This is a genomic window from Nostoc foliaceum FACHB-393, from assembly GCF_014698505.1.
GTDB classification, from domain to species: Bacteria; Cyanobacteriota; Cyanobacteriia; order Cyanobacteriales; family Nostocaceae; genus Nostoc; species Nostoc foliaceum_A.
Map to the genome: position 1 here is coordinate 57830 of NZ_JACJTD010000004.1, position 20635 is coordinate 78464.

At 41.5% G+C, this 20635-nt stretch carries 23 protein-coding genes; 12 read left to right on the forward strand and 11 right to left on the reverse strand.

Features of this window, described 5'->3' with window-relative positions:
- The first annotated feature begins 255 nt into the window (after nucleotides 1-255).
- Nucleotides 256-1176 carry a lysylphosphatidylglycerol synthase domain-containing protein gene (locus tag H6G92_RS05530; RefSeq protein ID WP_190891576.1) on the forward strand — a complete coding sequence of 307 codons (921 nt, stop codon included), beginning with the start codon at nucleotides 256-258 and terminating at the stop codon, nucleotides 1174-1176.
- Here H6G92_RS05530 and H6G92_RS05535 read toward each other — a convergent pair.
- Nucleotides 1171-2508, reverse strand: coding sequence for a hypothetical protein (locus tag H6G92_RS05535; RefSeq protein WP_190891579.1), 1338 nt, complete (start codon nucleotides 2506-2508; stop codon nucleotides 1171-1173). The genes H6G92_RS05530 and H6G92_RS05535 overlap by 6 nt on opposite strands.
- 1121 nt (nucleotides 2509-3629) lie before the next feature.
- Here H6G92_RS05535 and ndhL point away from each other — a divergent pair.
- The 4 genes from ndhL (at nucleotide 3630) to H6G92_RS05555 (ending at nucleotide 6006) form a co-directional block, all read left to right on the forward strand.
- Entirely contained in the window at nucleotides 3630-3842 is a 213-nt protein-coding gene (gene ndhL / locus H6G92_RS05540) for an NAD(P)H-quinone oxidoreductase subunit L (RefSeq protein ID WP_190727800.1), read from the forward strand.
- 24 nt (nucleotides 3843-3866) lie between these two features.
- Nucleotides 3867-4178, forward strand: coding sequence for a DUF3007 family protein (locus tag H6G92_RS05545; RefSeq protein WP_190891582.1), 312 nt, complete (start codon nucleotides 3867-3869; stop codon nucleotides 4176-4178).
- Between the two features lie 92 nt (nucleotides 4179-4270).
- On the forward strand, nucleotides 4271-5098 hold the full coding sequence (gene trpA / locus H6G92_RS05550) for a tryptophan synthase subunit alpha (RefSeq protein WP_190891584.1): 828 nt from the start codon (nucleotides 4271-4273) through the stop codon (nucleotides 5096-5098).
- Nucleotides 5099-5340: 242 nt separating this feature from the next.
- Nucleotides 5341-6006, forward strand: a complete 666-nt coding sequence (locus tag H6G92_RS05555; protein ID WP_190891586.1) for a heterocyst differentiation related protein — start codon at nucleotides 5341-5343, stop codon at nucleotides 6004-6006.
- Between the two features lie 155 nt (nucleotides 6007-6161).
- Here H6G92_RS05555 and H6G92_RS05560 read toward each other — a convergent pair whose 3' ends face one another.
- A complete protein-coding gene (locus tag H6G92_RS05560; protein ID WP_190891588.1) occupies nucleotides 6162-8066 on the reverse strand; it encodes a serine/threonine protein kinase in 1905 nt (634 codons plus the stop codon).
- A gap of 163 nt (nucleotides 8067-8229) precedes the next feature.
- On the opposite strand from H6G92_RS05560, the gene H6G92_RS05565 reads away from it, so the two are divergent.
- Together H6G92_RS05565 and H6G92_RS05570 are read left to right on the forward strand one after the other, a co-directional pair.
- Entirely contained in the window at nucleotides 8230-8718 is a 489-nt protein-coding gene (locus H6G92_RS05565) for a hypothetical protein (protein ID WP_190891590.1), read from the forward strand.
- Between the two features lie 132 nt (nucleotides 8719-8850).
- Nucleotides 8851-9159, forward strand: coding sequence for a hypothetical protein (locus H6G92_RS05570; protein WP_190891592.1), 309 nt, complete (start codon nucleotides 8851-8853; stop codon nucleotides 9157-9159).
- Between the two features lie 167 nt (nucleotides 9160-9326).
- Here H6G92_RS05570 and H6G92_RS05575 read toward each other — a convergent pair whose 3' ends face one another.
- A complete protein-coding gene (locus H6G92_RS05575) occupies nucleotides 9327-9536 on the reverse strand; it encodes a hypothetical protein (protein ID WP_190891594.1) in 210 nt (69 codons plus the stop codon).
- Between the two features lie 527 nt (nucleotides 9537-10063).
- Here H6G92_RS05575 and H6G92_RS05580 point away from each other — a divergent pair.
- Together H6G92_RS05580 and trxA are read left to right on the forward strand one after the other, a co-directional pair.
- Nucleotides 10064-10375: a hypothetical protein gene (locus tag H6G92_RS05580; RefSeq protein WP_190891985.1), complete on the forward strand. Its 312-nt coding sequence runs from the start codon at nucleotides 10064-10066 to the stop codon at nucleotides 10373-10375.
- A gap of 284 nt (nucleotides 10376-10659) precedes the next feature.
- Entirely contained in the window at nucleotides 10660-10998 is a 339-nt protein-coding gene (trxA, locus tag H6G92_RS05585; RefSeq protein ID WP_190891596.1) for a thioredoxin, read from the forward strand.
- A 193-nt stretch (nucleotides 10999-11191) separates the two neighbouring features.
- On the opposite strand, the gene H6G92_RS05590 is transcribed toward trxA, so the two are convergent.
- The 5 genes from H6G92_RS05590 to H6G92_RS40190 all read right to left on the reverse strand — a co-directional run bounded on the left by H6G92_RS05590 (nucleotide 11192) and on the right by H6G92_RS40190 (nucleotide 16006).
- Nucleotides 11192-11716 carry a dihydrofolate reductase family protein gene (locus H6G92_RS05590; RefSeq protein ID WP_190891598.1) on the reverse strand — a complete coding sequence of 175 codons (525 nt, stop codon included), beginning with the start codon at nucleotides 11714-11716 and terminating at the stop codon, nucleotides 11192-11194.
- Nucleotides 11717-11856: 140 nt separating this feature from the next.
- Nucleotides 11857-12111: a TIGR03643 family protein gene (locus H6G92_RS05595; RefSeq protein ID WP_190891600.1), complete on the reverse strand. Its 255-nt coding sequence runs from the start codon at nucleotides 12109-12111 to the stop codon at nucleotides 11857-11859.
- A gap of 39 nt (nucleotides 12112-12150) precedes the next feature.
- Nucleotides 12151-13950, reverse strand: a complete 1800-nt coding sequence (locus H6G92_RS05600) for an ABC transporter ATP-binding protein (protein WP_190891602.1) — start codon at nucleotides 13948-13950, stop codon at nucleotides 12151-12153.
- Nucleotides 13947-15725, reverse strand: a complete 1779-nt coding sequence (locus tag H6G92_RS05605) for an ABC transporter ATP-binding protein (protein WP_190891604.1) — start codon at nucleotides 15723-15725, stop codon at nucleotides 13947-13949. The genes H6G92_RS05600 and H6G92_RS05605 overlap by 4 nt, the downstream gene beginning before the upstream one ends.
- A gap of 158 nt (nucleotides 15726-15883) precedes the next feature.
- On the reverse strand, nucleotides 15884-16006 hold the full coding sequence (locus H6G92_RS40190; protein WP_277926723.1) for a hypothetical protein: 123 nt from the start codon (nucleotides 16004-16006) through the stop codon (nucleotides 15884-15886).
- A gap of 47 nt (nucleotides 16007-16053) precedes the next feature.
- Between H6G92_RS40190 and H6G92_RS05610 the strand changes: the two genes are divergently transcribed.
- Nucleotides 16054-17115: an L-histidine N(alpha)-methyltransferase gene (locus H6G92_RS05610; RefSeq protein ID WP_190891606.1), complete on the forward strand. Its 1062-nt coding sequence runs from the start codon at nucleotides 16054-16056 to the stop codon at nucleotides 17113-17115.
- Nucleotides 17116-17690: 575 nt separating this feature from the next.
- Here the strand turns inward: H6G92_RS05610 and H6G92_RS05615 are convergent.
- Nucleotides 17691-17903, reverse strand: coding sequence for a type II toxin-antitoxin system HicB family antitoxin (locus H6G92_RS05615; RefSeq protein ID WP_190891608.1), 213 nt, complete (start codon nucleotides 17901-17903; stop codon nucleotides 17691-17693).
- Entirely contained in the window at nucleotides 17887-18153 is a 267-nt protein-coding gene (locus tag H6G92_RS05620) for a type II toxin-antitoxin system HicA family toxin (protein WP_190891610.1), read from the reverse strand. Before H6G92_RS05620 ends, H6G92_RS05615 begins: the two co-directional genes overlap by 17 nt.
- Before the next feature lie 487 nt (nucleotides 18154-18640).
- On the opposite strand from H6G92_RS05620, the gene H6G92_RS05625 reads away from it, so the two are divergent.
- Nucleotides 18641-19411 carry a pentapeptide repeat-containing protein gene (locus H6G92_RS05625; RefSeq protein ID WP_190891613.1) on the forward strand — a complete coding sequence of 257 codons (771 nt, stop codon included), beginning with the start codon at nucleotides 18641-18643 and terminating at the stop codon, nucleotides 19409-19411.
- A gap of 53 nt (nucleotides 19412-19464) precedes the next feature.
- Entirely contained in the window at nucleotides 19465-20088 is a 624-nt protein-coding gene (locus tag H6G92_RS05630) for a TenA family protein (protein ID WP_190891615.1), read from the forward strand.
- A gap of 69 nt (nucleotides 20089-20157) precedes the next feature.
- Here the strand turns inward: H6G92_RS05630 and H6G92_RS05635 are convergent, their stop codons facing one another.
- Complete coding sequence (locus H6G92_RS05635; RefSeq protein WP_190891617.1) at nucleotides 20158-20583, reverse strand: hypothetical protein; 426 nt, start codon at nucleotides 20581-20583, stop codon at nucleotides 20158-20160.
- Nucleotides 20584-20635: the final 52 nt, after the last annotated feature.

The following is a 20635-nucleotide window of genomic DNA, read 5'->3' on the forward strand; positions in this document are numbered from 1 at the left end:
CTCAGTTTCGATAACCTCTATTAAGCATATGAATAATAAAATGCCCTTTACCTCTAGCGCAGGCTACATTTTAATTAGTACATAAATAATATTTTTATCTAACTCTAGAGAGATATAAAATAAAATAATATGCTTTTCCGAAAAAGAACTACATCAACCTGTTTGATACTTCCAAAGCTTTGGATAGGTAGCTGATGGACTGTAATATTTGAGGCATTCAGCCCTTGTTGCTCTAACCGTTAAATTACTAAATTCATGAAGCAATTTTTACGCTGGATAATTTTGGGCGGAACGCTGTTTTTTTTAGCGAAAGCTCTGAAGGATAATTGGATTGAAGTGACTGCTATCCGCATTGATGGGGTAGGATGGGCAATTATAGCGATCGCTACAGGCATCACTTTACTAGCACATACTTGGGCAGGCTGGATTTGGACTTGGATTCTGCAAGAGTTAAATCAACCTGTATCATCTTTCCAATTCATCCAGGTTTACCTAAAAACAAACATAGCAAAGTATTTGCCAGGTAATATTTGGCATCACTACGGGCGAATTGTAGCCGCCAAAAATGCCAATGTTTCTGCTGGTGCAGCCACCTTAAGCGTTTTGCTAGAACCGCTACTCATGCTAGCGGCTGCTTTAATCATCATTGTCCTATGCAGTAGCCAATTTGCGGCAGTGAACACTACCCTTGTTCAGCAAATATTACAATTGCTGAGTTTAGCTGTAATTCTTTGTGCGATTCATCCCTGGTTTTTAAACCCAGTTATTCGCTTTTTGTACAAATTGAAAGCAAAAAAGTCTTTTACCAACACTCAACCAACTGTTCCTTTCAGTCTTAAAAGCTACCCTGTACGACCTTTATTAGGAGAATTGGGCTTTATGGGACTGCGTGGAACTGGGTTTATATTAACTATGTTCGCCCTGGGTTCGTTGAATGTGAATCAAATTCCTTTGTTATTCGGGGCTTTTAGCTGCGCTTGGTTGTTGGGGTTTGTTATTCCGGGTGCTCCTGGTGGGTTAGGTGTCTTTGAAGCGACTGCATATGAACTTTTGCGACACCACTTTCCATCTGCCCTAGTATTTAGTGCGATCGCTCTATATCGCCTCATTAGTATTGTAGCTGAAACTGCGGGTGCTGCTTTCGCTTGGTTAGATGAACGTCTTGCTAAATCATGAATCAGGCGACACTAATTTGTGTCTATCTACCTTCATCTGTGAAAAAACACGATAACCATCAAGATTCAACTGCGGATTACTGTTTTGCTCTTCTTCCATCTTAATCAAGTTATATTCTACGTTTTCTGCATAAATTGCAAATGTAATATTAAAAATTTCGATAAAATTTATTATCCCCTTGCATTCCTCTTCTGGATACTTTTCGTAAAAACGAATCAAATGAGCAATCTTAATTTCTAAATGCTTCCGAGAGTTTTTAGAGATCAAAATAATTTTTAGTAGTATAATGACTAATGTTAGAGAATGACCTTGATTAAGCAATAAGATAAATAATGACGAAGGTTCCTTTCCATTTTCTATTGTCAAGCAATCAATTACTCGATTACAAGTTCTCAAGAACAATTCTTTAGTAATAATTTCTTGATTATAATCTGTTTTCCATAAGGATAATGTATCGGCAAACTTCTGTCTCCAACTCTCTACTGATTCTTGTTTTTCTACAGAAAAAAATAGATATTTTTCGATATTTATTTTAAATTCTTCAAGTGTTTGATTTTGAGTTTGCTTTATAAATATATGGGCAATATTCTCATGGCTAAACATCCCTCTTTTCAAGACAATTGCTTTTATTAAACGCAGAGCATGATCTCCCAAAATACTGGGATTTGTGTAGCGTGTTGTACTTGAGATAGCAGATTGAGAACGAGCAATATACATTGCCAGTTCAAACTTAAATTTGTCTTTTATCTGTTGAGAGAGCTTTCTGGCAGCCTCTTGTTGCTCTTTTGAATTATTCTGGTCAACAGATTGATCAACTAATAGATAAGAAGTGTAGCGATTAGCCCAATGACCTTTAATTGATTCCTCATATTTAGCAGCAAATAATTTTAGTTGTTGGTAGTCTTTGCTATTTATGAAATTCTCTAGCCAGCTTTTACAAATATTTATCGCTGGAAAATTATTGGTTTTTGCTTTCAGGTTTTCACTAGTAAATAAATTAACTAACTCTTGGATATATTTGTCTTTTCTATTGGTTTTCCAAGTATTAATTATTATGTAGATACACCGTTTAAGAGTATTACAGAATTCCTGTTCGTTATCATCTAAAAAAATGCTGTATATTCCAGGTATCGAATAAGAAGCTTGTGAATCAAGACCGTCTATAAATAAACCTTTGAATTCCCGTAAAACATCCTCTGGTGGCAATTTTTTGGCAATTTCCACGAAGAAGCTGTAAACCTCATCTTGTGCAATTTGCACATTTAATTGTCTAGAGTTAGACGTAACACAATCGGGATCTTCCTGACTAATTGATAAACTATTAGCGTTCATTCTAGTTATCAGGATAAAAAGGCTTCCTGTTCATATTATTACCAGCTTAACCTTGGTGAACAGTAGTATCAATCTATTCTTCAGAGTTTCAGTAATCTTTTTACACAAATTTGATTAACTAGGACTATAAATAAAGTATTAATCACAAGTTGTTTACTACTTCATCAAAGAGTCTAGTGAAATTACTTATAGCGGTTCTCGTTTACGTGAGGTACAGCCATAGGGGTGCCCCTACACCTTGCGATATAATGTTGTACCGCATCTGAATGGGAACCGCTATAGTTTTAACAATCAGAGCCAATACAAAACTATATGGGCGAGTTGATTTACCATTAAATACAACCCGCCCATAAGTTCTATAAAAGCCTTTTGGCATTTTCAATTTTTAATGGGGGTGGAGGGACTTGAACCCACACGACCTATTACGGTCAACGGATTTTCATTCTCCCGCAGTTTTCACTGCTACCTGATGGCTTTAGCAAAATCAGGTTTTGAGAATTGGACTCTCCCTTTACCCTCGTCTTAACGTTAGGGTAGCTCCCGTCGGGTCTCTGCACCTTCCCTCAATTTTGGATTTTGGATTGAAGACTAATCACAAATCTAAAATCACAAATCTAAAATTTTTGGGCTTGGCTCAGGATTGCCATGTCTGTCACCAGATTTAGGTTTCCCTGAGTTTGAGAGCTTCCACTTGAGGGATTTCTCCTTCAAGGCTCAGTTATCTAAGTCCGTAGCGTCTACCATTCCGCCACACCCCCGTAGGTCTTTTGCAACTAGTATAACTAGTTATTTTTTGGAGGCAGCAAATACCTCCTCATCTATTCCACCATCAATTGTGTCTTTTGTCCAACTAGATTGAAAATATTTTTTCCAGATTGTGGAATTGTTTTCCAGAGTTGCAAGTTTTCCTTGTTTCCTCGTAATCAATCTGAATGAGCTTTCGATCTTGTGTGACTAGAGCACGAGTTGCTAGTGAGTTCATGATTATAGCATAATACCACCTTTTACCAGTCAATCTGGATATAGACGAGAAAGTTATGTTAAAAGCGTCATGCCTATACTTTCCTGAGTCTGGCTCTTCAGCCTATGATGGAAAACAGATGCTTAAGACTTGAAAGTTTATGATTGTCGCCCTGCTGTATCTGATTTTGGCTGGAGCTTACCTTCTGGTAATCCCGATTGCTGTCTTACTGTACCTGAAGCAGCGTTGGTATGTAGCTACCTCCATCGAGCGTACCTTTATGTACTTTTTGGTGTTCTTCTTCTTTCCGGGTTTATTGGTTCTATCGCCGTTTCTAAATTTTCGACCGCAACGGCGGCAAATTGAAGTTTAACTAGATTGGTAGGTCATAACTCTCATGCGACGGATTGATGCTATTGGAATTGGCTTAGGCGTTTTTATTGCTGGCGGCTTGGCATATGTAGGATTGCAGCTAGTCGGTTTGGATAATCAGCAAGCTGGTATATGGAGCCAAGTCTTACTAATCAGTGGGTTAGTTGGCTGGTTAGCCACCTACTTTTTCCGCGCGGTGGGACAAAAAATGACCTACCACCAACAGCGGGAACAGTATGAGCAAGACTTTCTGCAAAAGCGGTTAGATGAGCTTACTCCCGAAGAACTAGCACGAATTCAAGCCCAAATAGAACAAGAAGAGCAATCTCAGGTGTAAAGTTATCATTGGTCAGTTGTCGTTTGTCCTGTGTTTGTTACAAATGACCAACGACTAATGACCAATGACCAATGACTAATGACTAATGACTAATGACTGCGATTTCTGATTGCTTTGAAACCCTTGGGCACAATCGTGAGTGCGCTCTGATTCCGTTTATCACTGCTGGCGATCCAGATTTAGAAACAACAGCAAAAGCCTTACAGGTTCTAGATCGTAGTGGAGCCGACATTATAGAACTGGGCATACCTTATTCTGATCCTCTGGCTGATGGGCCAGTAATTCAAGCTGCTGCTACCCGCGCCTTGCAAAGAGGTACGAAATTAGAGCAGGTGCTGGAAATGTTGCAAGGGATTACTCCCAAATTGCGATCGCCAATTATTCTATTTGCTTATTACAACCCAATTTTGCATCGGGGAATTGACAAATTTCTCCAGGAAATAGCTGCGGCGGGGGTGGCGGGATTGGTAGTACCAGATTTGCCCTTGGAAGAAGCAGCAGGCTTGCTCGAACCAGCTAAGGAGATGGGAATTGATGTAATCTTATTGGTAGCTCCCACCAGCGATGCTAAACGAATAGAAGCGATCGCTCATTCTTCTCAAGGATTTATTTATTTAGTCAGCGTCACAGGGGTTACAGGGGTGCGATCGAAACTGGAAAACCGCGTGTCCGATTTACTCAAACAAATTCGTGGTGTTACTGAGAAACCCATCGGTGTAGGCTTTGGCATCTCCGAAGCGGCACAAGCGCGTCAGGTAAAGGAATGGGGCGCAGACGCTGCGATCGTGGGCAGTGCTTTTGTGAAACGGTTAGCAGAAGGTACCCCAGAGCAGGGACTAAATGCGATCGCTGAATTTTGCCAAAGTCTCAAGGCTGCCATCAAGACCAACAACACCAGCACAAATACTCCTCTTGATTAGAGGGGTAAAGTAGATTAAAAAAGTATAACAGTGTAGTTTTTCTATCCTTGCTTGGTAGACAATTTGACCTTTATAGTCTTGAATATTAACATCAGATATCAAGATGTAAAAAAACTAGCTGATATAGTCGCTTATAGTTTGAGTATTATGTGAAATCAAGTAGGCATAATTTATGAGTGTGAGTGTGAGAGTGAGTCAGTCACAAATGATTATAGTTACGTCGCAATTGAGGAGCACAGGCGATGAGTGAGAGTATGGCGTTTATCGGCGGGGTTGCCGTAGCTGGGCTGGCGGCTCTCGTATTGCTCAAAGGAACAAATACCCCTTTACAGCCTAACTTTGCTGTTGCTCCGCAAATGCCAGGGACTGTAGTAGCGCCGGGAATGCAGCCACAAATGTATCCCTATGGCCCTTATGGGCAACCAATGTATCCCAATCCTAATCAGCCGGCAGTTGCTCCCAATACTGACCAGCGTCTGGAAATGGAGAAGCTGAACACGCAGATGCAGTTGGAGCGTTTAAAAAACGACAATGAACAGCTGAAGTTGCAAAATCAACAACTCCAAGGCCAAGTTCAAAATTTCAATACTCAGCAGCAATGGCAACAAGCCCAGCAGTATAACCAACAAAAATCAGCAGCACTCCAGCCGCAAAATCCTTCTTGGTGGTCTTCACCCATGCTTTGGGCTGTGGGAGGCGCAACTCTTACTATTGGTGGTGGTGTTGTAGTCGCTGGTGTATTGGCTTTATTCTCACCACGGCAGCGTCCAGCGCGTACTGTACAAGTAATTCACCCCTACCAAGGAAATACGCCGCCCTTGGTTCCAGTCCGTCGTGCTGAGTTTTTGCCTGCTTCGCGGATGGAAGCAAGACGAGTTGAAGCCCACGAGTACGACGAAATGCACTAATAGGGAAAATCAAACCACAGATAAAAACCTATTTAAAATCTTGTTTCCAGGTAGAACCTGGAAATTTTTTGTTGGGCTGCTGCTGTGAATTTAAGAGGCGGCAGCCCTCATTGTAGGCATTACCAGCCTCTGGCTGGTAACGAGGTAAACAGTGTTTAAAAGCCACTTTCTGGAGTTTCTGTAGCATTAGGACTCTCTGTAGTAGCAGGTTGGTTAGTATTAGGAAGTTCTTCTTGGGTAGCCTTTTGATTACCTTGATTTTCTGGTTTAGGTAGTGCCTGTTTTGCCAGATTTTCGGCTGCTTGTTTAAATAATGGTTCTATTTTGTTTCGCCAGTATTTAGTATTAGGCAATTTTTCTGGATGGTTTCTATAATCTAAAACTTTATCCCATTTACCATCATCTATTGCTTTATTGATCTCATTAGATAACGCCTCTGCCTTAGCCCAATCTTCCTGCCACTGGGCAATCATTTTACCTGTCTCTTGAATACCAGAAGCAGCATTTGCCGGAATCGATCTTAAAAGTGCGATCGCTCCAACTATATCTCCTGATTCATACTTCTGTCTTGCTTGTTCTATAACATTGGCACTGTTATCACTAGGCTGCGATCGTTCTGTTTTCCCAGCGTCGGAAGTTGAACCATTTGGCTTTTCTGGTAATGGAGTTACTACATCCCTAGATTTTGGTTTTGCCTTGGGAGTTGGTCGAGTAGCAATCAGGGTACTATCATTTACTGTCTTAATTGCAATACCTTTTTCGCGCAGGCAAGAAGCCCATTCTCCATTATTGGTTATCACATCCGAGTGCGCCCAAGCCAAACGCCCAGAGTTAAGTTTAACTTCTATCCAACCCCGTTTTGTCCGTTTACCAGTCACCTCGAAACTGGTATTATCACCAACTGTTCGCACAATATTATCAGAATTTATCGAACTAGGTTCAGAACGAATATTAGAATTTCCGACGACAACAGCCGAGCATTTATTTGCTAAGGTGCGATCGTTACCTGTAAGATTAAAGGCTAAATTTTTCACATTTGGATATATATTTGCTACCAAGGCAGCTGCACCACCCGCCAATAAGATGCCAATTAATATCGGCCATGGGTCGGATTTACTAGAGTCTTTACGCGCAGGTTTAGCGGGGACAGGATTTGCTGGTGCAACTGCAACAGTTTGCAGCCCAGATACTTGAGGTCGGGATTTGGCAGATTCTTGAGGCGTGGAAAGTGCAGGTACAGGATTAATCGCGTCTTTACATGCTTGCAGTGCTTCCGTGGCATTTTGGTAGCGGTCTTTGAAGTGATAACGTACCATCTTGGACAACACTGCTGCCAGTCGATAGTTCACGGTTACTGATTGCTGCCAGATGATTTCGCCCGTGTCCGGGTCTTCTTGCAATTCTGTTGGCGATAATCCTGTTAATGCTTGAATGGCAATGATGCCGAGGGAATAGATATCACTGTTGGGGCGGGGTTTACCTTGCCCTTGTTCTGTAGGCATGTAGCCAGGAGTGCCAATAACTACTGTGGCAGAGGGTTGTGCGCCCACTGTTACCAGTTGTGTACGTAACTGCTTTACTGCCCCAAAGTCTACTAAAACTAACTTATTATCTGAGGCGCGACGGATGATATTATCCGGTTTGATGTCGCGGTGAATCACGCCTTGGCGGTGGACAAATTCGAGAATTTCCAGAACTTGCTGTAACAGTTGAATTACTTGCCTTTCACTCCAGCGCTTACCAGGTATAAGTTCCTCAGCTAGGGTATGTCCTTCAATATATTCTTGTACTAAATAAAATTCTTGGTTTTCGTCAAAGTACGCTAGCAGCCTAGGTACTTGGTCATGGTTGCCCAATTTTTCTAAAGTTTCGGCTTCGCTGTTGAACAGGCGTTTAGCAGTATCAAAAACTCTGGGGTCAGTTCCGGGTTTAAGGTGCTTGACAACGCAAATGGGATTACCGGGCCGCCTAGTATCTTGGGCAATGTAGGTTTGACCAAATCCTCCCATTGCGAGGACTCGAATTACTTGGTAACGATGGTCTAGTAGCTTGCCTATCATGTTCACTCCCCAGAGTTATTACCTAATTTTCCAGCTGGTAATAAATATCTCCAAATTTTCTTCAATGAAATCCGCTATCTTGAGAAAAGATTTAGATTAAAAACGCAGCTTTTTAATAAACGCAGACTGTTTATTTTTCTTTTAGTGCCCCTGTTTACTACCAATGCCACCTAAAATAACAAACTCAGTTGCATGGCAGCAGGCTGAAATCCTCATGCAACCTGCTTTCATTCGCGTTATCGACAATATCCGCAAGTCCCTTGATGAATCTTCCTGGACGGGAACTTACCACGATGTTCTGATTTGGCCGCCTAGCACCACTGATGAAATCAAAGCATTGGTGACTGAGTTGTTGCAAGGAATGGAAACTGCAACACCCCAAGAAGCAGATAAAATCAGAGAAACTCTTGCTCGTTTGCCAATGCCCCATCCAGGATATCATCTACGTTTGCAGCGTCAACAGCAAGAAGCTAGTATCGATTTATGGGAATTGTGTTATCAAGTGTGTTTTCTTGAATACACCCCAGAGAGGGAAGTTGCTGTTATTGATACTAGTTTAATTGATGAAGTGGGTGAAGTGGATTGGCTGCATTTGGATGCTAAGGCAAAGGAGTTAGTTGAGCAGGCGTTTGCTAGTTTACCAGAGAGTTGAAGCCCTGAGAATAGAATTATGGGGCTACACAAACTAAACCCACCTGAAGGGTAAGAAATTTAAGCTGAAGCAACTCTTTAGTTAGCTTCTACGAAAAAGTAACAGATAAATTGAGGAATAGATGTATCAATCATGTTAAACCTGATATTCAGCGGTTGTATCAAAATAAAACCCTTGGTGGTTTCAACAGCTTTTTTCCTGGCTGTACAGACTGCTGTCAATGCTGAACAACCCCTTCCTAGTTTGACTCCAGCACAAGCTCAACATTTATCCCGTGACTTAATTCCATATAATTCTCAAGACTTTTTTAGGCAAGGCAAAAGTTCGATTGAGAGAGAAATTCAAATTCTTAGGCAAAGGCAAGTGCGCCCAATTAAACCTGTTCTTAAGATTGATTCAGTACCGCAGAAAAAAAGACCATATACCCAACAGAAACCCTAACATCTTACTCTAAGTAAGAATCACCATACTTTTATGACACCTTAGATCGCTAATTCTTGAGCTATAGCACCTAAGCTACACTCTCAGGCATCAGAACCACTATACTCTGGTTCCTATCAACAGAGTTTTTGTGCTTTCAATAAACTTTGCAACACAAATTTACAATCTTAATCGTCTAGCAAACTCATCAACGCTTGGATTTCAACGTCTTGCGGCTCTGATAATTGAGACTGTAACTTTAATAATTCTTTCTGTAATGCTTCCGCTACATGGAGCATGTTAGATTCTTGTGCAATTTTTAGCTGATTTTCTTTAATTTTGATTTGTTTAAGCAAGTTGTTTTCAACATGATTTGAATTGTAATGTTGAGCAATCATAGCTTTATATTTATTATCAATCTATGGAATGCAATTAAATTTACTACCTATGTAGTATTTCACACTTTTAGCATTTTTTAAATATCTGATGATTTAATCTTCATTTAGGGTAATTTTTAGATAATATACATAGGGTTTAAGCATGATTACCGCAAAAACTTAGACTCAAAGCGGTAAAGTACTCAAAGGGAGAGGCTAGCGCCTTCGCAAAGCGTCTCGTAGATAAGGGGATTTTCCCCATGAGCGATCGCTGTTAGTGTAGCTTTAGGGAATCAGATGCTCCTGCGTCGCTCTAAGCGTTCGCGGTAGCGTCTCGTAGAGAAGCCATGCCGTTGGCGCAGCCTCTCGTAGAGAAGGCTTTACGCTGCGCTATCGAACGTCACCCGCAGGGCTTTCCGCAGGCTACCACTGAGACATAGAGAACACGGTGAAATAAAAGTTTGAGTTTTTGCGTAAGTCCTCACACATTAACTTGTCTGTTACTTCACGAGCCTTGTAGATATTTTAAACAATTTTTTGTGGATAGTATGAACTTAAAGTCAATAAAAAAAGACATTTTTACCTTTGTAAAAATTATATCTACAGTGCTTATAACAAGTGCAATTGGATTGGAATCGTGGAATATTTATGCAGTAATAAATAATACTGATTTACCAAGCAGCCTGAATCCCATTTTTTGGATTGAGCGTTTTGCTATGGCGAGCCATTTTATCGAAGGCATTATAGCAGCTTTTTATGCACCTTCAAGAAAAAAGATGCCAATAAAATATGCTACTTATACTTTTTTTGTAGGCACAATTGGGTTATTAGAACTATTTGAGCGAGAGAATGATTATTGAAGTTTCCAGGCCTTGAAGGTATGAGATTTTTTGATTAGGTAGCTTGGTAGGGTGCTTAACGCACCTTGCGTAACTGGCATAACACGTGCATACTGATGACTGATAAAGGTTGACGGTTAACAGTCATCAGTCAACAGTTAACGGCGACGAGGCGGCTATCCCGGCCACCCCAAAAAGCAAGTGGGCTTCCCGCCGCCTTGGTGAATCGGACAGCCAGAAGGGAGTATAGTTTGTATAGTTAGCTTTTTGCTGAAATTTTGGTTTGACACCAAGGGATTAAAATAATGTCTACAGAGACTCAAATAGTTGCTTACGTTCAAGAAAGTGAATTTGATACTGTTTTAACTGAAAGTGAAGAGAAAGTCGTTGTTGTCGATTTTACTGCTACTTGGTGTGGACCTTGCCGCTTGGTCAGTCCGTTAATGGATCAACTTGCCGAGGAATACAAAGGCCGCGCCAAAGTCGTTAAGGTAGATGTTGACAGCAACAAGCCAATTTTCAAAAAATTTGGTCTTCGCAGTATTCCAGCGGTTTTAATTTTCAAAGATGGTAATTTAGAAGAAACTATCGTGGGTGTTTCTCCTTATGAAGACTTCAGCAACGCTGTTCAGAAGCTTCTTTAGCTAATTCGTAATTCGTAATTCGTAATTCGTAATTCGTAATTAAAAAGGGTTTGATATCAAGTCCGGTTAATCATCTATCATTAAAATTTTCTGGAGTCAATCATAATGATAAGTGTTCAACTGAACATGATATGATTCCCCTGGCTCAATGATGGCAGTCGCGTTATTATGAATTATGAATTTTTTAACCCTTCTATTTTCGCCTATAGTGTGCTTGGAGTAAGCCACTGGAATATTGTTTTGAGTTAATCAGGTCTAACTTTTGTTCAGGGCTAGACGGTGGGAAAAGTTGTATACCGCTACCTAAGATAATTGGAATAGTTGAAATAATATATTCGTCAATCAAGCTGTGCTGAAGAAACGAATTGATTAATGCTCCGCCACCAACGAGCCAGATGTTTGCAAAACCTTGAGCCTCTATATTTGCTAAGACCTGCTTCACTGTGTCAGAAACAAACACAACGTCCTCGCGGTCAGATTGGAAATGGCGTTGGGTGAAAACGAAGGATTTCTTTCCCGGATAAGGCCATTCATCAAAACCAAGCCCTACTTCATAAGTATTGCTGCCCAAGACGATAGCATCAATCGATTCGTAGAAAGCAGTGTAACCGTAGTCTTCCCCTTCTATGTCAAAGATTGATAGCCAATCAATTCCTCCATCGCTGCGAGCAATGTAGCCATCCAAACTAGCTGCAATGTAGAGTGTAACTTTCGTCATGATGTTGCTGAATGTGGTAGTTTTCACTCAATTGGTATAAGCGATGCCTGCGGCAATGCAAAGCGCGATCGCAGGCTTATTCCTTCTAGAGCATTTTAGCTTCTGATGGTTCTGAACCATATTTTGATTGAACACATCAATCACGTTTTTTGATTCTGCGATTTAAAGCGACCTGCAATAAATTCGCGCTTAGATAAATGCTTTGTACTGCGTTTGGTAACTCGCTCTCGCCACATCTGGAAACTAGATTCTTTCATTTCGCGCCTCATTAAGGCAATTACCTGTTTTTCCAGCAACCCAAACTGAGCCTCAATGGCATCAAAAGATGTTCTATCTTCCCATGCCATTTCAATGATGCGATCGACGGTTTGTGAATCGAGGTCAGGTAGCTTCATTTCTTTGCTGGCAATTGATAAATTAGAGCTATATATATTCTACTTATCATTTTGAAGAACCATTGTGTCTGGTGCACCCAGTTGCAGGGCATAGAGGTTCGCATAGACACCTTGCTGATTGATCAGTTCGGCGTGAGTACCCTGCTCGACAATTTCTCCCTGCTGAATTACTAATACCTGATCTGCCTGAGTAACTGTACTGAGACGGTGGGCAATCACGAAGCTGGTACGACCTTGCAGCAAGCGAGCGATCGCAGTTTGTACTAGCGCTTCTGTACGCGTGTCAATGCTGCTGGTGGCTTCATCGAGAATCAGAATTCGGGGGTTAATCAACACCGCACGGGCAATACTGATTAGTTGTCGCTGTCCCTGGCTCAAGGGCGCTCCTCGTTCACCCAATTGAGTTGTATAACCCTGTGGAAGTGAGGTAATGAACTCATGCACATTTGCCAACTGTGCAGCCTCTTCGATATCAGCTTGGGTAGCATGGGCAGCGCCAAAGGCTATGTTTTCGGCGACGGTGCCAGTGAACAGAATATTGTCTTGCAGGACGATGCCAATTTGTCGCCGCAGACTTGCTTGAGTAACGCTACGCACATCAATATCATCAATTTTCACTGCACCGCCAGATACATCATAGAAGCGCAAAATCAAGTTAATAATTGTACTTTTTCCCGAACCGGTCGGCCCTACTAATGCAACCATCTGCCCTGGATAGGCGTGCAAATTCACTCCTTTGAGAACCAATTGATCTGGGTTGTAGCCAAACTTAACATTCTCAAATGTCACCTCCCCCTGAATGGGCGGCATTTCTGTCGCATCGGGTGCGTCTTGGAGTTGTGACGGTTCATCTAGCAATAGAAAGATTCGCTCTAATCCGGCAAAGGCAGATTGAGCTTGGGTGTAAAACTGGCTGAGAATTTGAATCGGCCGGAAGAACTGCTGTACGTAAAGTAAAAAGGATGTCACCACACCCACTGTTGCAGCTCCGGTGACCGCAAGATAGCCACCATAGGCCAGCACGCCTGCTGTTGCGAGTGTGTTGAGAAAATCGATGGAGGGTAAAAAGGCAGAAGTAATTGCCACAGCCTCGACGTTGGCATCACGATTAGCAGCGTTGAGAGTGTCAAATTCTTCAATATTCATCTGTACACGATTAAATGCCTGTGCTTCTCGGACGCTGCCAATATCTTCTTCCAACTTGGCGGAAAGCTCCCCAATGGTTTGTCGGGTGACACGAAATCTGGCTCTTGCCCAACGTGCAAACAAGCTTGTGGTAAAAATCATCAGTGGTACAACCAGATTGCTCAACAAACCGAGTTGCAGGTTGATTGAGAGCATCGCAATGATGATGCCGATCAAACTGAAAGTGTTGCCCAGCATTTGCGCGATCGTCAGACCAAATGCCTGATTTACAGTATTGACATCATTCAGCAGGCGGCTCATTAAATCGCCCGCTTCACTGCGATCAAAAAAGCTGAGGGGCAAACTTTGGATTTTAATGAAAATGTCTTGTCTCAGTTGAGCCAGCAATCGCTGCATAATCCAGCCGACTCGAATAATTTGACCCCGGATTGCTAAAACGCCAAGTCCGTAGTTTAGTGCTAGTAGCCCTAATAACAGTAGCAGTCCTTGCAAATTTCCTTGTGCAATCAGACGATCAATCGACCAACCGAGGAAAAACGGCCCAATTGCCTGGGTGACAGCACCAATAAATACTAATGTCAGGGCGATGGGAATTTCTTTGCGATAGAGTAGCAGATATTGCAAAAAGCGTCGCAGGGTGGAAATTTGCTGACTCGCCTGCTCAGATGCAACAATGGGAACTGTGCTTCTCATTTTTTCTCCTTCGGCTTTACTTGAGATTCCAAAATCACACCGTAGAGCGGGCTGGTTTGCATCAATTCCTCGTGGGTGCCTTGTGCCACCAATCGTCCTTTATCCATGAGAAAAATGCGATCGGCATTCTTTACAGTGCTAATGCGTTGAGCTACTACAAAAGTTGTACAAGCTTTTTGGCGCATTAAGCCATCTAGTTCGGCTTGAATCTGGGCAGCTGTTTGGGCATCTACAGCCGAGGTACTATCGTCCAAAATTAGAATACTGTAATCGGTCAGTAAGGTACGAGCGATCGCAATTCTTTGTTTTTGCCCACCAGATAAGCCCACGCCCCGTTCACCTACAATCGTCTCGTAGCCATTGGGTAAACCGATAATAAAATCGTGCATTTGGGCAGTTTTTGCAACCTGAATCACCTCATCTAGAGTTGCATCGGGTTTGGCGTAGGCAATATTTTCGCGGATTGTGCCAGAGAAGAGGGTGGTTTCCTGAAATACAATACCAATCCGCGATCTGAGGCTTTTGAGGGTGAAACCTTTGACATCTCGTCCGTCAATGCGAACTGCTCCCCCTGTGACATCGTAAAAGCGGGCAAGCAAGTTCATAATTGTGCTTTTCCCGGAACCAGTCATCCCTAAAACGGCGATTAGCTCTTTGGGCTTTGTTTCAAAGGAAACTTCTTTGAGAGTTTCGGTGCTGGCTCCTGGATAGCGAAAGGAAACATTTTCAAAGGTGATTCTACCAACACAGGTTTCAAATAGGACAGCACCAGGGCAATCACGAATTTCTACCTCCGCATCTACAACTTCGTAGACACGTTCGGCGGAAGCAGCTGATTGAGCGATCGCAGGTGCAGCAAATCCAATCAACAAAATTGGTTGGAGAATCAAGGCTAGGTAGGAGTTAAACGCCACCAGTTCGCCAATGGAGAACCGATTTCCAATCACTTGCGCTCCCCCGTAGCCGAAAACTGCCAGTGTTACCAAGTTACTCACCAAAAAGATAAACGGGAAGGTATTATGGATGGCGCTAATGGTCTTCATGTTTGCCCTGACTAGACCATCATTTAGGGTCGTGTAACGCGACCTTTCGGTTGATTCCCGTACAAACGCTTTCACCACCCGTATTCCTAGTAAGTTCTCTTGCAATACAGCATTGAGGTCGCTTAGTTGCTCTTGTACTTGCCGAAAAAGTTTGTTATTCCGAGTGACAAATTGTGCCATCAACCATGCAGCGATAGGCACTGATGTTAGCGTAATCAGTGCTAGTTCCCAGTTCATCACCAGCAAAATTACCGAAATACTCACCAATGTTACAAGTGAACCAATAACCTGAATTAAGCTAGTGCCCACAAAGGTACGGATCTGCTCAATATCGCTAGTGACACGGGTTAACAGTTGGGAAGTCTGCGCTTGGTCATGATAACTGAAACTGAGATTTTGAATTTTGCTGAAAATTTTGTTTCGCAAGTCATAGGCTACACCTTGAGACACTGCTTCTGCTAAATAGCTTTGTCCAAAGTTAAATACACCACGAGCGATCGCGGCGAGTACCATCCAGGCGGCGCTATATAGCACAATTTGTAAGTTTTGTTTGATGATGCCCTGATCAATTCCCCACCGAAATAGTTGTGGGGTAACTGCGTTTGCGATCGTCAACAACAACAGGCTGACTAATGCTCCCAGCGAAGTCCATCGGTAAGTGCTTAAACTCTTAAGCACGCGCTGGATTGACTGTATCGACGAAGTTTCCTGGAGTTCTGGTTGCTGAACCACTGGAATTTACCCCTGTATCTTTGGAAAATTATCTCGCACTTTGATTGTAAAAAACCAATTGGCCAGTTGAGAGTGCTCTATATCTCTGTTAAGCTCATCCCACACCTAAAAGGGGATGGAATTTCACGTTAACTGTGACTGTTAACCGTCAACCGTCATCAGTTAACGGCGGCGGGGCGGCTATCCCGAACACCCCAAAAAGCAAGTGGGCTTCCCGCCGCCTTGGTGAAAACTCCGAATTCTGGGACAACAGTATGGGAAAATACCTCTTTGGCAAGCATTGCGGCTAATCCATTTAAATATTGAAGAAAACCAAAGAACAAGAATAATGGCTCAAAATTTTCATAGCAATTCCCAACTTCCCTCGGATATGTCAACTGCTATCAATTGCACAGCAAAGCCAAGTTCTGAGTTCTACTCTATTTTTTCTGAAGAAGAAGTTTTAGGGATAATTCATGCATTAGAAGTCAGGCGAGAAATCCCTCTAAAGTATTCTTATAAAGGTAGAGGTGCAAAAATCTGGGACGATTTTTATCTAAGATACATTATTCCTACATGGTATCGAAGATCGAATGTAGAAATTGATCTTTTAAAGGACAACTTTAAATACTTGAATGACAATATTCAAAGTGGTAAAAAAATAAATATTGTAGACGTTGGTGCAGGAAATTCATATCCAGTTAAAAATTTTATTCAAAAACTTAATAAATTGGGAAAGGTTAATAAATATCTTGCTTTAGATATTAGCGAAGAATTGCTTCATTTATCTAGAAATAATTTTACAAAGTGGTTTCCTCTTATCGAGTTCATCAGTTCCACAATTGATATAGAAAATAGTTGTGTACCCAAAGAATTATTCCAAAATGAAACTGGTATTGAAATTGACGACGCAGCAAAAATCTTTTTCCACTTAGGTGTTACCATCGGTAATCATCAAAATAGAGATGAGGTACTAAAAAACTTTAGAGATAGCATGGGAAAAAATGACTTTTTGGTATTCACCAATGAAACTGGTTCTAACTCTAAATGGGATGGAAACGTCAGAGGTGGCTGCAAGTATCACGTAGAAGAAATATATGGATGGGTTAAAAGCAAGATTGGGATTAAGTCTGAAGATTGTGAATTGGTAAGAAAGTATGATTTAAAAACAGATAGTATAGTTGCTAATATGAAACTTCTTCATAATTACACTATAAACTTCAGTCGGATGGGGATAGATAAAAAGATTGAAATCTTTGAAGGTGAAGAAATTACTATTTGGCGACATCATAAGTATGAAATCCCTAAACTTTTGCAAGAACTAGAACGTTCTGGACTGCAACTTGTCCACTATAGTATTGACAAATACAAATCACATATTATGGTGATTTGTAAGGTTGCCAGTAACTAACCTTTTTAATTAGACTTTCTCTGTCATCTGCAAATCAGTAAACCTAAAGCACATTGGTTATAACTCAATACGGTTCAGTTAAGCGCTACTGGTATAGAATTTTGGGTTTTCGAGACCCGATAAATCGCCGTCTCTACAATTTTTTTGGTCTTATCTGAACTGTATTGGGTTATAACTTATACCGTTTCTTGGTGAAGCTGGATATATTTACCCCCCGGCTATGGTGTACACACAAGTCTTTTAACATTGCCCCACAAGCTTTTGATCCTCCCAACCCCCCGATAAATTGGGGGGCAAAAGCCCTTCAAAGTCCCCCTTAAAAAGGGAGATTTAGGGGGATCTTCAACGATTTTGATTTTATACAAAGATGTGTGTACACCGTAGCCGATGCCTTGGGGGGACTACAGGGGGTCTTTTTATGTGCGTCTTCATACAGAATTGGTATTACATACAATGATGGCAGCCAATAGAATTTTCTAGGTCTTTTAGCGAAAACTTTTCTCGTCCGAATCTCAAATGGTGTCAAATATTTCTGATGATGCTTAAAAATCAGTTTGACTGAGCTTGTGTATCAATTAAATGTACATCAAACGCGGTCTAGGCTGAGGAATTGAACGCCCTAAATCCTTAGCAGTTTCTATCCATTCCTGCATAACTAATTCTACATTATGCAGAGCTTCTTGATAAGTATCACCGTCAGCAGCGCAGCCGGGTAATTCTGGTACTTCAGCAATAAAGGCTTGATCTAATTCACTCCAGTAGAGAATAATTTCATAGCGAAACATCATTTTTACTTCCTAGCTTATACTTGAGAATTACTGCACGAATTTGTTTAATTTGATAGCTTTTGGCTTTTCCCTTCTTATGTTGCAGATTCAATATTTCCTCAACATCGGCTTTGATAAAAATACGATGATCGCCACGAATCCGTTCATCAAAGCCTAGTGTATATAAGAGTTGCCACAGTTGGGCGAAAGGGATGTCTGTATCAGAAGTCCCAGAGAGGATCTTTTCTAAGAGTTTGTCTTGCTGACTCACGTTTTTATGGCTGTCTTAATGCTTCTATAGTCTCATATTTATTTAAAATCAGGGTATACAGGAGCAAAAAGAGAGATGTGTTCCTGAGTCAAAGCATCAAACGTAGACGCATAGCGGCTTGTCGTTAGACATCGCTTCTTTGTAAAATCAAAAAATGCATCTGTGTATATTTGACTTAAAGCACAGCTGTGCACCCCTAGGAGAATATATGTTCATCTGTGGTTAATGATTTTTTTTGTACTTGATCTGTGCGGTAACTGCTATATGTCTAATTATCAAAAAGTACTACAGCAAGGCTAAAGCATGACTCCTGAGGAACAAAAAATTAGAAGATAGTAAACTTGCACAACCAATGAGTGTTTACTCAAATTTACAAGTGATATAGGCAACTACAGAGGGCAAACTGTTTAGATTGCTCATATCATAGGCTGAGGTATAAATCCATCTCAGTTAACGTTGAATATTGAGTAATAAATATTACACGAATATGAAGAACCAAATTTTAGCCATAGCTGCCTTTTTAACCACGATTAGTTTGACAACAAGCGTACAAGCAGCAAATTCTGAACACGTTAGACAGTTATTGGCTACCAAACAATGTCAAAACTGTGATTTGACTAGTGCAGGTTTAGTGATGGCTGACTTATCTGGAGCCAATTTGAGCGGTGCTAATCTCACAGGTGCTAACCTCAGCCGGGCAAACTTGAGCGGCGCAGATTTGCGGGGTGCAAACTTGAGTGGTGCTAGTTTATTTGGTGTTAACCTGAGCCAAGCTAAATTTAGTGGGGCAAATTTGGCGGGTGCTGATTTGAGAAATGCCTATTTAGCAAATGCAGAACTGACTGGTGCTTACTTGAATGGGACTAACTTCCAAGGTGCAGTTGGTATACCATCACAAATTGCTTCACCAGAAGAATTTTATACTTTGGGTGTAGCAGAAGCACAAAAAGGCAACCAACAGCAAGCAATTAATTATTTTAATCAAGCGATCGCTATTAAACCAGAATATGCGGGTGCTTATTTAGCTCGTGGTGTTGCTCGTTACCAAGTATTAGATAGACAAGGTGCATTCCAAGATGCCCAAGTTGCTGAAAAATTGTTTACATCCCAAAACAACAGCCTTGGAACACAAACAGCCCAAGCTTTTATTAAAGAACTGCAAACGCCCGTAAATGAGAAGGTAAGCGCTGGCAGCCCCAGTTTTGTTGACTTTTTAGGAAGTCTAGGCTCAGTATTGCTCCAGTTCTTCCCTTTTTAAGAGTGATTGAAACAACAGAGGGATAATAACAAATGACAAATGACAAATAACAAATGACTTTATCTCAAGAATTATGGGCTGCAAATCAAGACTTAGCCCAAGCTTGCCTAGAGCATCCTTTCGTTCAAGGCATTGGCGATGGTACTCTTGAGCAAGCTAAATTTGCTTACTACGTAGGGCAAGATGCTTTTTTTTTAGAAGCTTTTGCCCGTGCGTACAGTATTGCCGCAGCTAAAGCACCAGACTGGTTAGGTTTCACCACATTTCATAACCTAGTTAGTGGAGTTTTAGAAGAACTACGGTTACATAGTGGCTATGCTTCCCAGTGGGGAGTCAATTTGCATTCCGTGGAACCCGCATCTGCCACCCGCCGCTATACTGACTTTTTGTTAGCAACTGCTTGGGGTGGAGATGTGGGTTTAACTGCTGCGGCGATGTCTCCCTGTATGCGTTTGTATGCCTTTTTGGGAGAAAAGTTAGCTGCTAACGGCATTCCTAATCATCTATATGCAGACTGGATTCGTACTTATAGCAGCGCAGATTTTCAACCACTAACGCAACAATTAGAAAATTTGGTTGATAATTATGCCGCTACCAATTCTGTTGTGCATTCAACCTATCGTTATGCGATGTTTTGCGAACGCGACTTTTTTCAGGCTGCGTGGATTTTGGAGTAAGGTAGCACAACTAGCTGTGCTACCACATTAACTTAACGAATAATAGTTGCCCTATTAAGTAAAATAAACTTAGACATTGCTTAAGCGGCCTTTGCCGTTAGTTGCAGTTTGGGTGGGTTGAGTTGTGGGAACCGCAACAACTGAAGGAACTTGTGAAATAGATTTTTGACTAGTACTCCGCTTTCGGGTAGAGCCGCCTGCCTTTGAATACTCCATGCTGTTTCTACCGTAGACAGTCGCAACTCCAGTAAGCATCCTTTCAGACAGTTCCGAGAGTGTTTGCTCCATCTGAGTTATCGTCTTACGGGATTCCTCAAGATTAGACAAAAGCGTATTATGAGCTTCTAGCGTGGCACGGGTATTATCGATAAGGTGGGTGTAAGCCTCAATGCTTAGTCCATGACCTAAATCTAGATTTCCATTGATGGATTTAAGCAGGGCGAGACGGCGTTGAGCTTTGTCTACAGCAGCAGAACCGCGAGTTTTTAAAGACATGGGAGATATTCCTGGAATACTTCTATTTCAAGATACTGGCGTTTTCTTCTGC

Coding starts and splice junctions, on each gene's coding strand:
- H6G92_RS05630 (WP_190891615.1), top strand. CDS start 19,465: ATGACTTTATCTCAAGAATTATGGGCTGCAAATCAAGACTTAGCCCAA.
- H6G92_RS05610 (WP_190891606.1), top strand. CDS start 16,054: ATGGCTCAAAATTTTCATAGCAATTCCCAACTTCCCTCGGATATGTCA.
- trpA (WP_190891584.1), top strand. CDS start 4,271: ATGACTGCGATTTCTGATTGCTTTGAAACCCTTGGGCACAATCGTGAG.
- H6G92_RS05635 (WP_190891617.1), bottom strand. CDS start 20,583: ATGTCTTTAAAAACTCGCGGTTCTGCTGCTGTAGACAAAGCTCAACGC.
- H6G92_RS05615 (WP_190891608.1), bottom strand. CDS start 17,903: ATGATGTTTCGCTATGAAATTATTCTCTACTGGAGTGAATTAGATCAA.
- H6G92_RS05590 (WP_190891598.1), bottom strand. CDS start 11,716: ATGACGAAAGTTACACTCTACATTGCAGCTAGTTTGGATGGCTACATT.
- H6G92_RS05570 (WP_190891592.1), top strand. CDS start 8,851: ATGTTAAACCTGATATTCAGCGGTTGTATCAAAATAAAACCCTTGGTG.
- H6G92_RS05555 (WP_190891586.1), top strand. CDS start 5,341: ATGAGTGAGAGTATGGCGTTTATCGGCGGGGTTGCCGTAGCTGGGCTG.
- H6G92_RS05575 (WP_190891594.1), bottom strand. CDS start 9,536: ATGATTGCTCAACATTACAATTCAAATCATGTTGAAAACAACTTGCTT.
- H6G92_RS05535 (WP_190891579.1), bottom strand. CDS start 2,508: ATGAACGCTAATAGTTTATCAATTAGTCAGGAAGATCCCGATTGTGTT.
- H6G92_RS05530 (WP_190891576.1), top strand. CDS start 256: ATGAAGCAATTTTTACGCTGGATAATTTTGGGCGGAACGCTGTTTTTT.
- H6G92_RS05560 (WP_190891588.1), bottom strand. CDS start 8,066: ATGATAGGCAAGCTACTAGACCATCGTTACCAAGTAATTCGAGTCCTC.
- H6G92_RS40190 (WP_277926723.1), bottom strand. CDS start 16,006: ATGCTTGCCAAAGAGGTATTTTCCCATACTGTTGTCCCAGAATTCGGA.
- H6G92_RS05625 (WP_190891613.1), top strand. CDS start 18,641: ATGAAGAACCAAATTTTAGCCATAGCTGCCTTTTTAACCACGATTAGT.
- trxA (WP_190891596.1), top strand. CDS start 10,660: ATGTCTACAGAGACTCAAATAGTTGCTTACGTTCAAGAAAGTGAATTT.
- H6G92_RS05545 (WP_190891582.1), top strand. CDS start 3,867: ATGCGACGGATTGATGCTATTGGAATTGGCTTAGGCGTTTTTATTGCT.
- H6G92_RS05600 (WP_190891602.1), bottom strand. CDS start 13,950: ATGAGAAGCACAGTTCCCATTGTTGCATCTGAGCAGGCGAGTCAGCAA.
- ndhL (WP_190727800.1), top strand. CDS start 3,630: ATGATTGTCGCCCTGCTGTATCTGATTTTGGCTGGAGCTTACCTTCTG.
- H6G92_RS05595 (WP_190891600.1), bottom strand. CDS start 12,111: ATGAAGCTACCTGACCTCGATTCACAAACCGTCGATCGCATCATTGAA.
- H6G92_RS05580 (WP_190891985.1), top strand. CDS start 10,064: ATGAACTTAAAGTCAATAAAAAAAGACATTTTTACCTTTGTAAAAATT.
- H6G92_RS05565 (WP_190891590.1), top strand. CDS start 8,230: ATGCCACCTAAAATAACAAACTCAGTTGCATGGCAGCAGGCTGAAATC.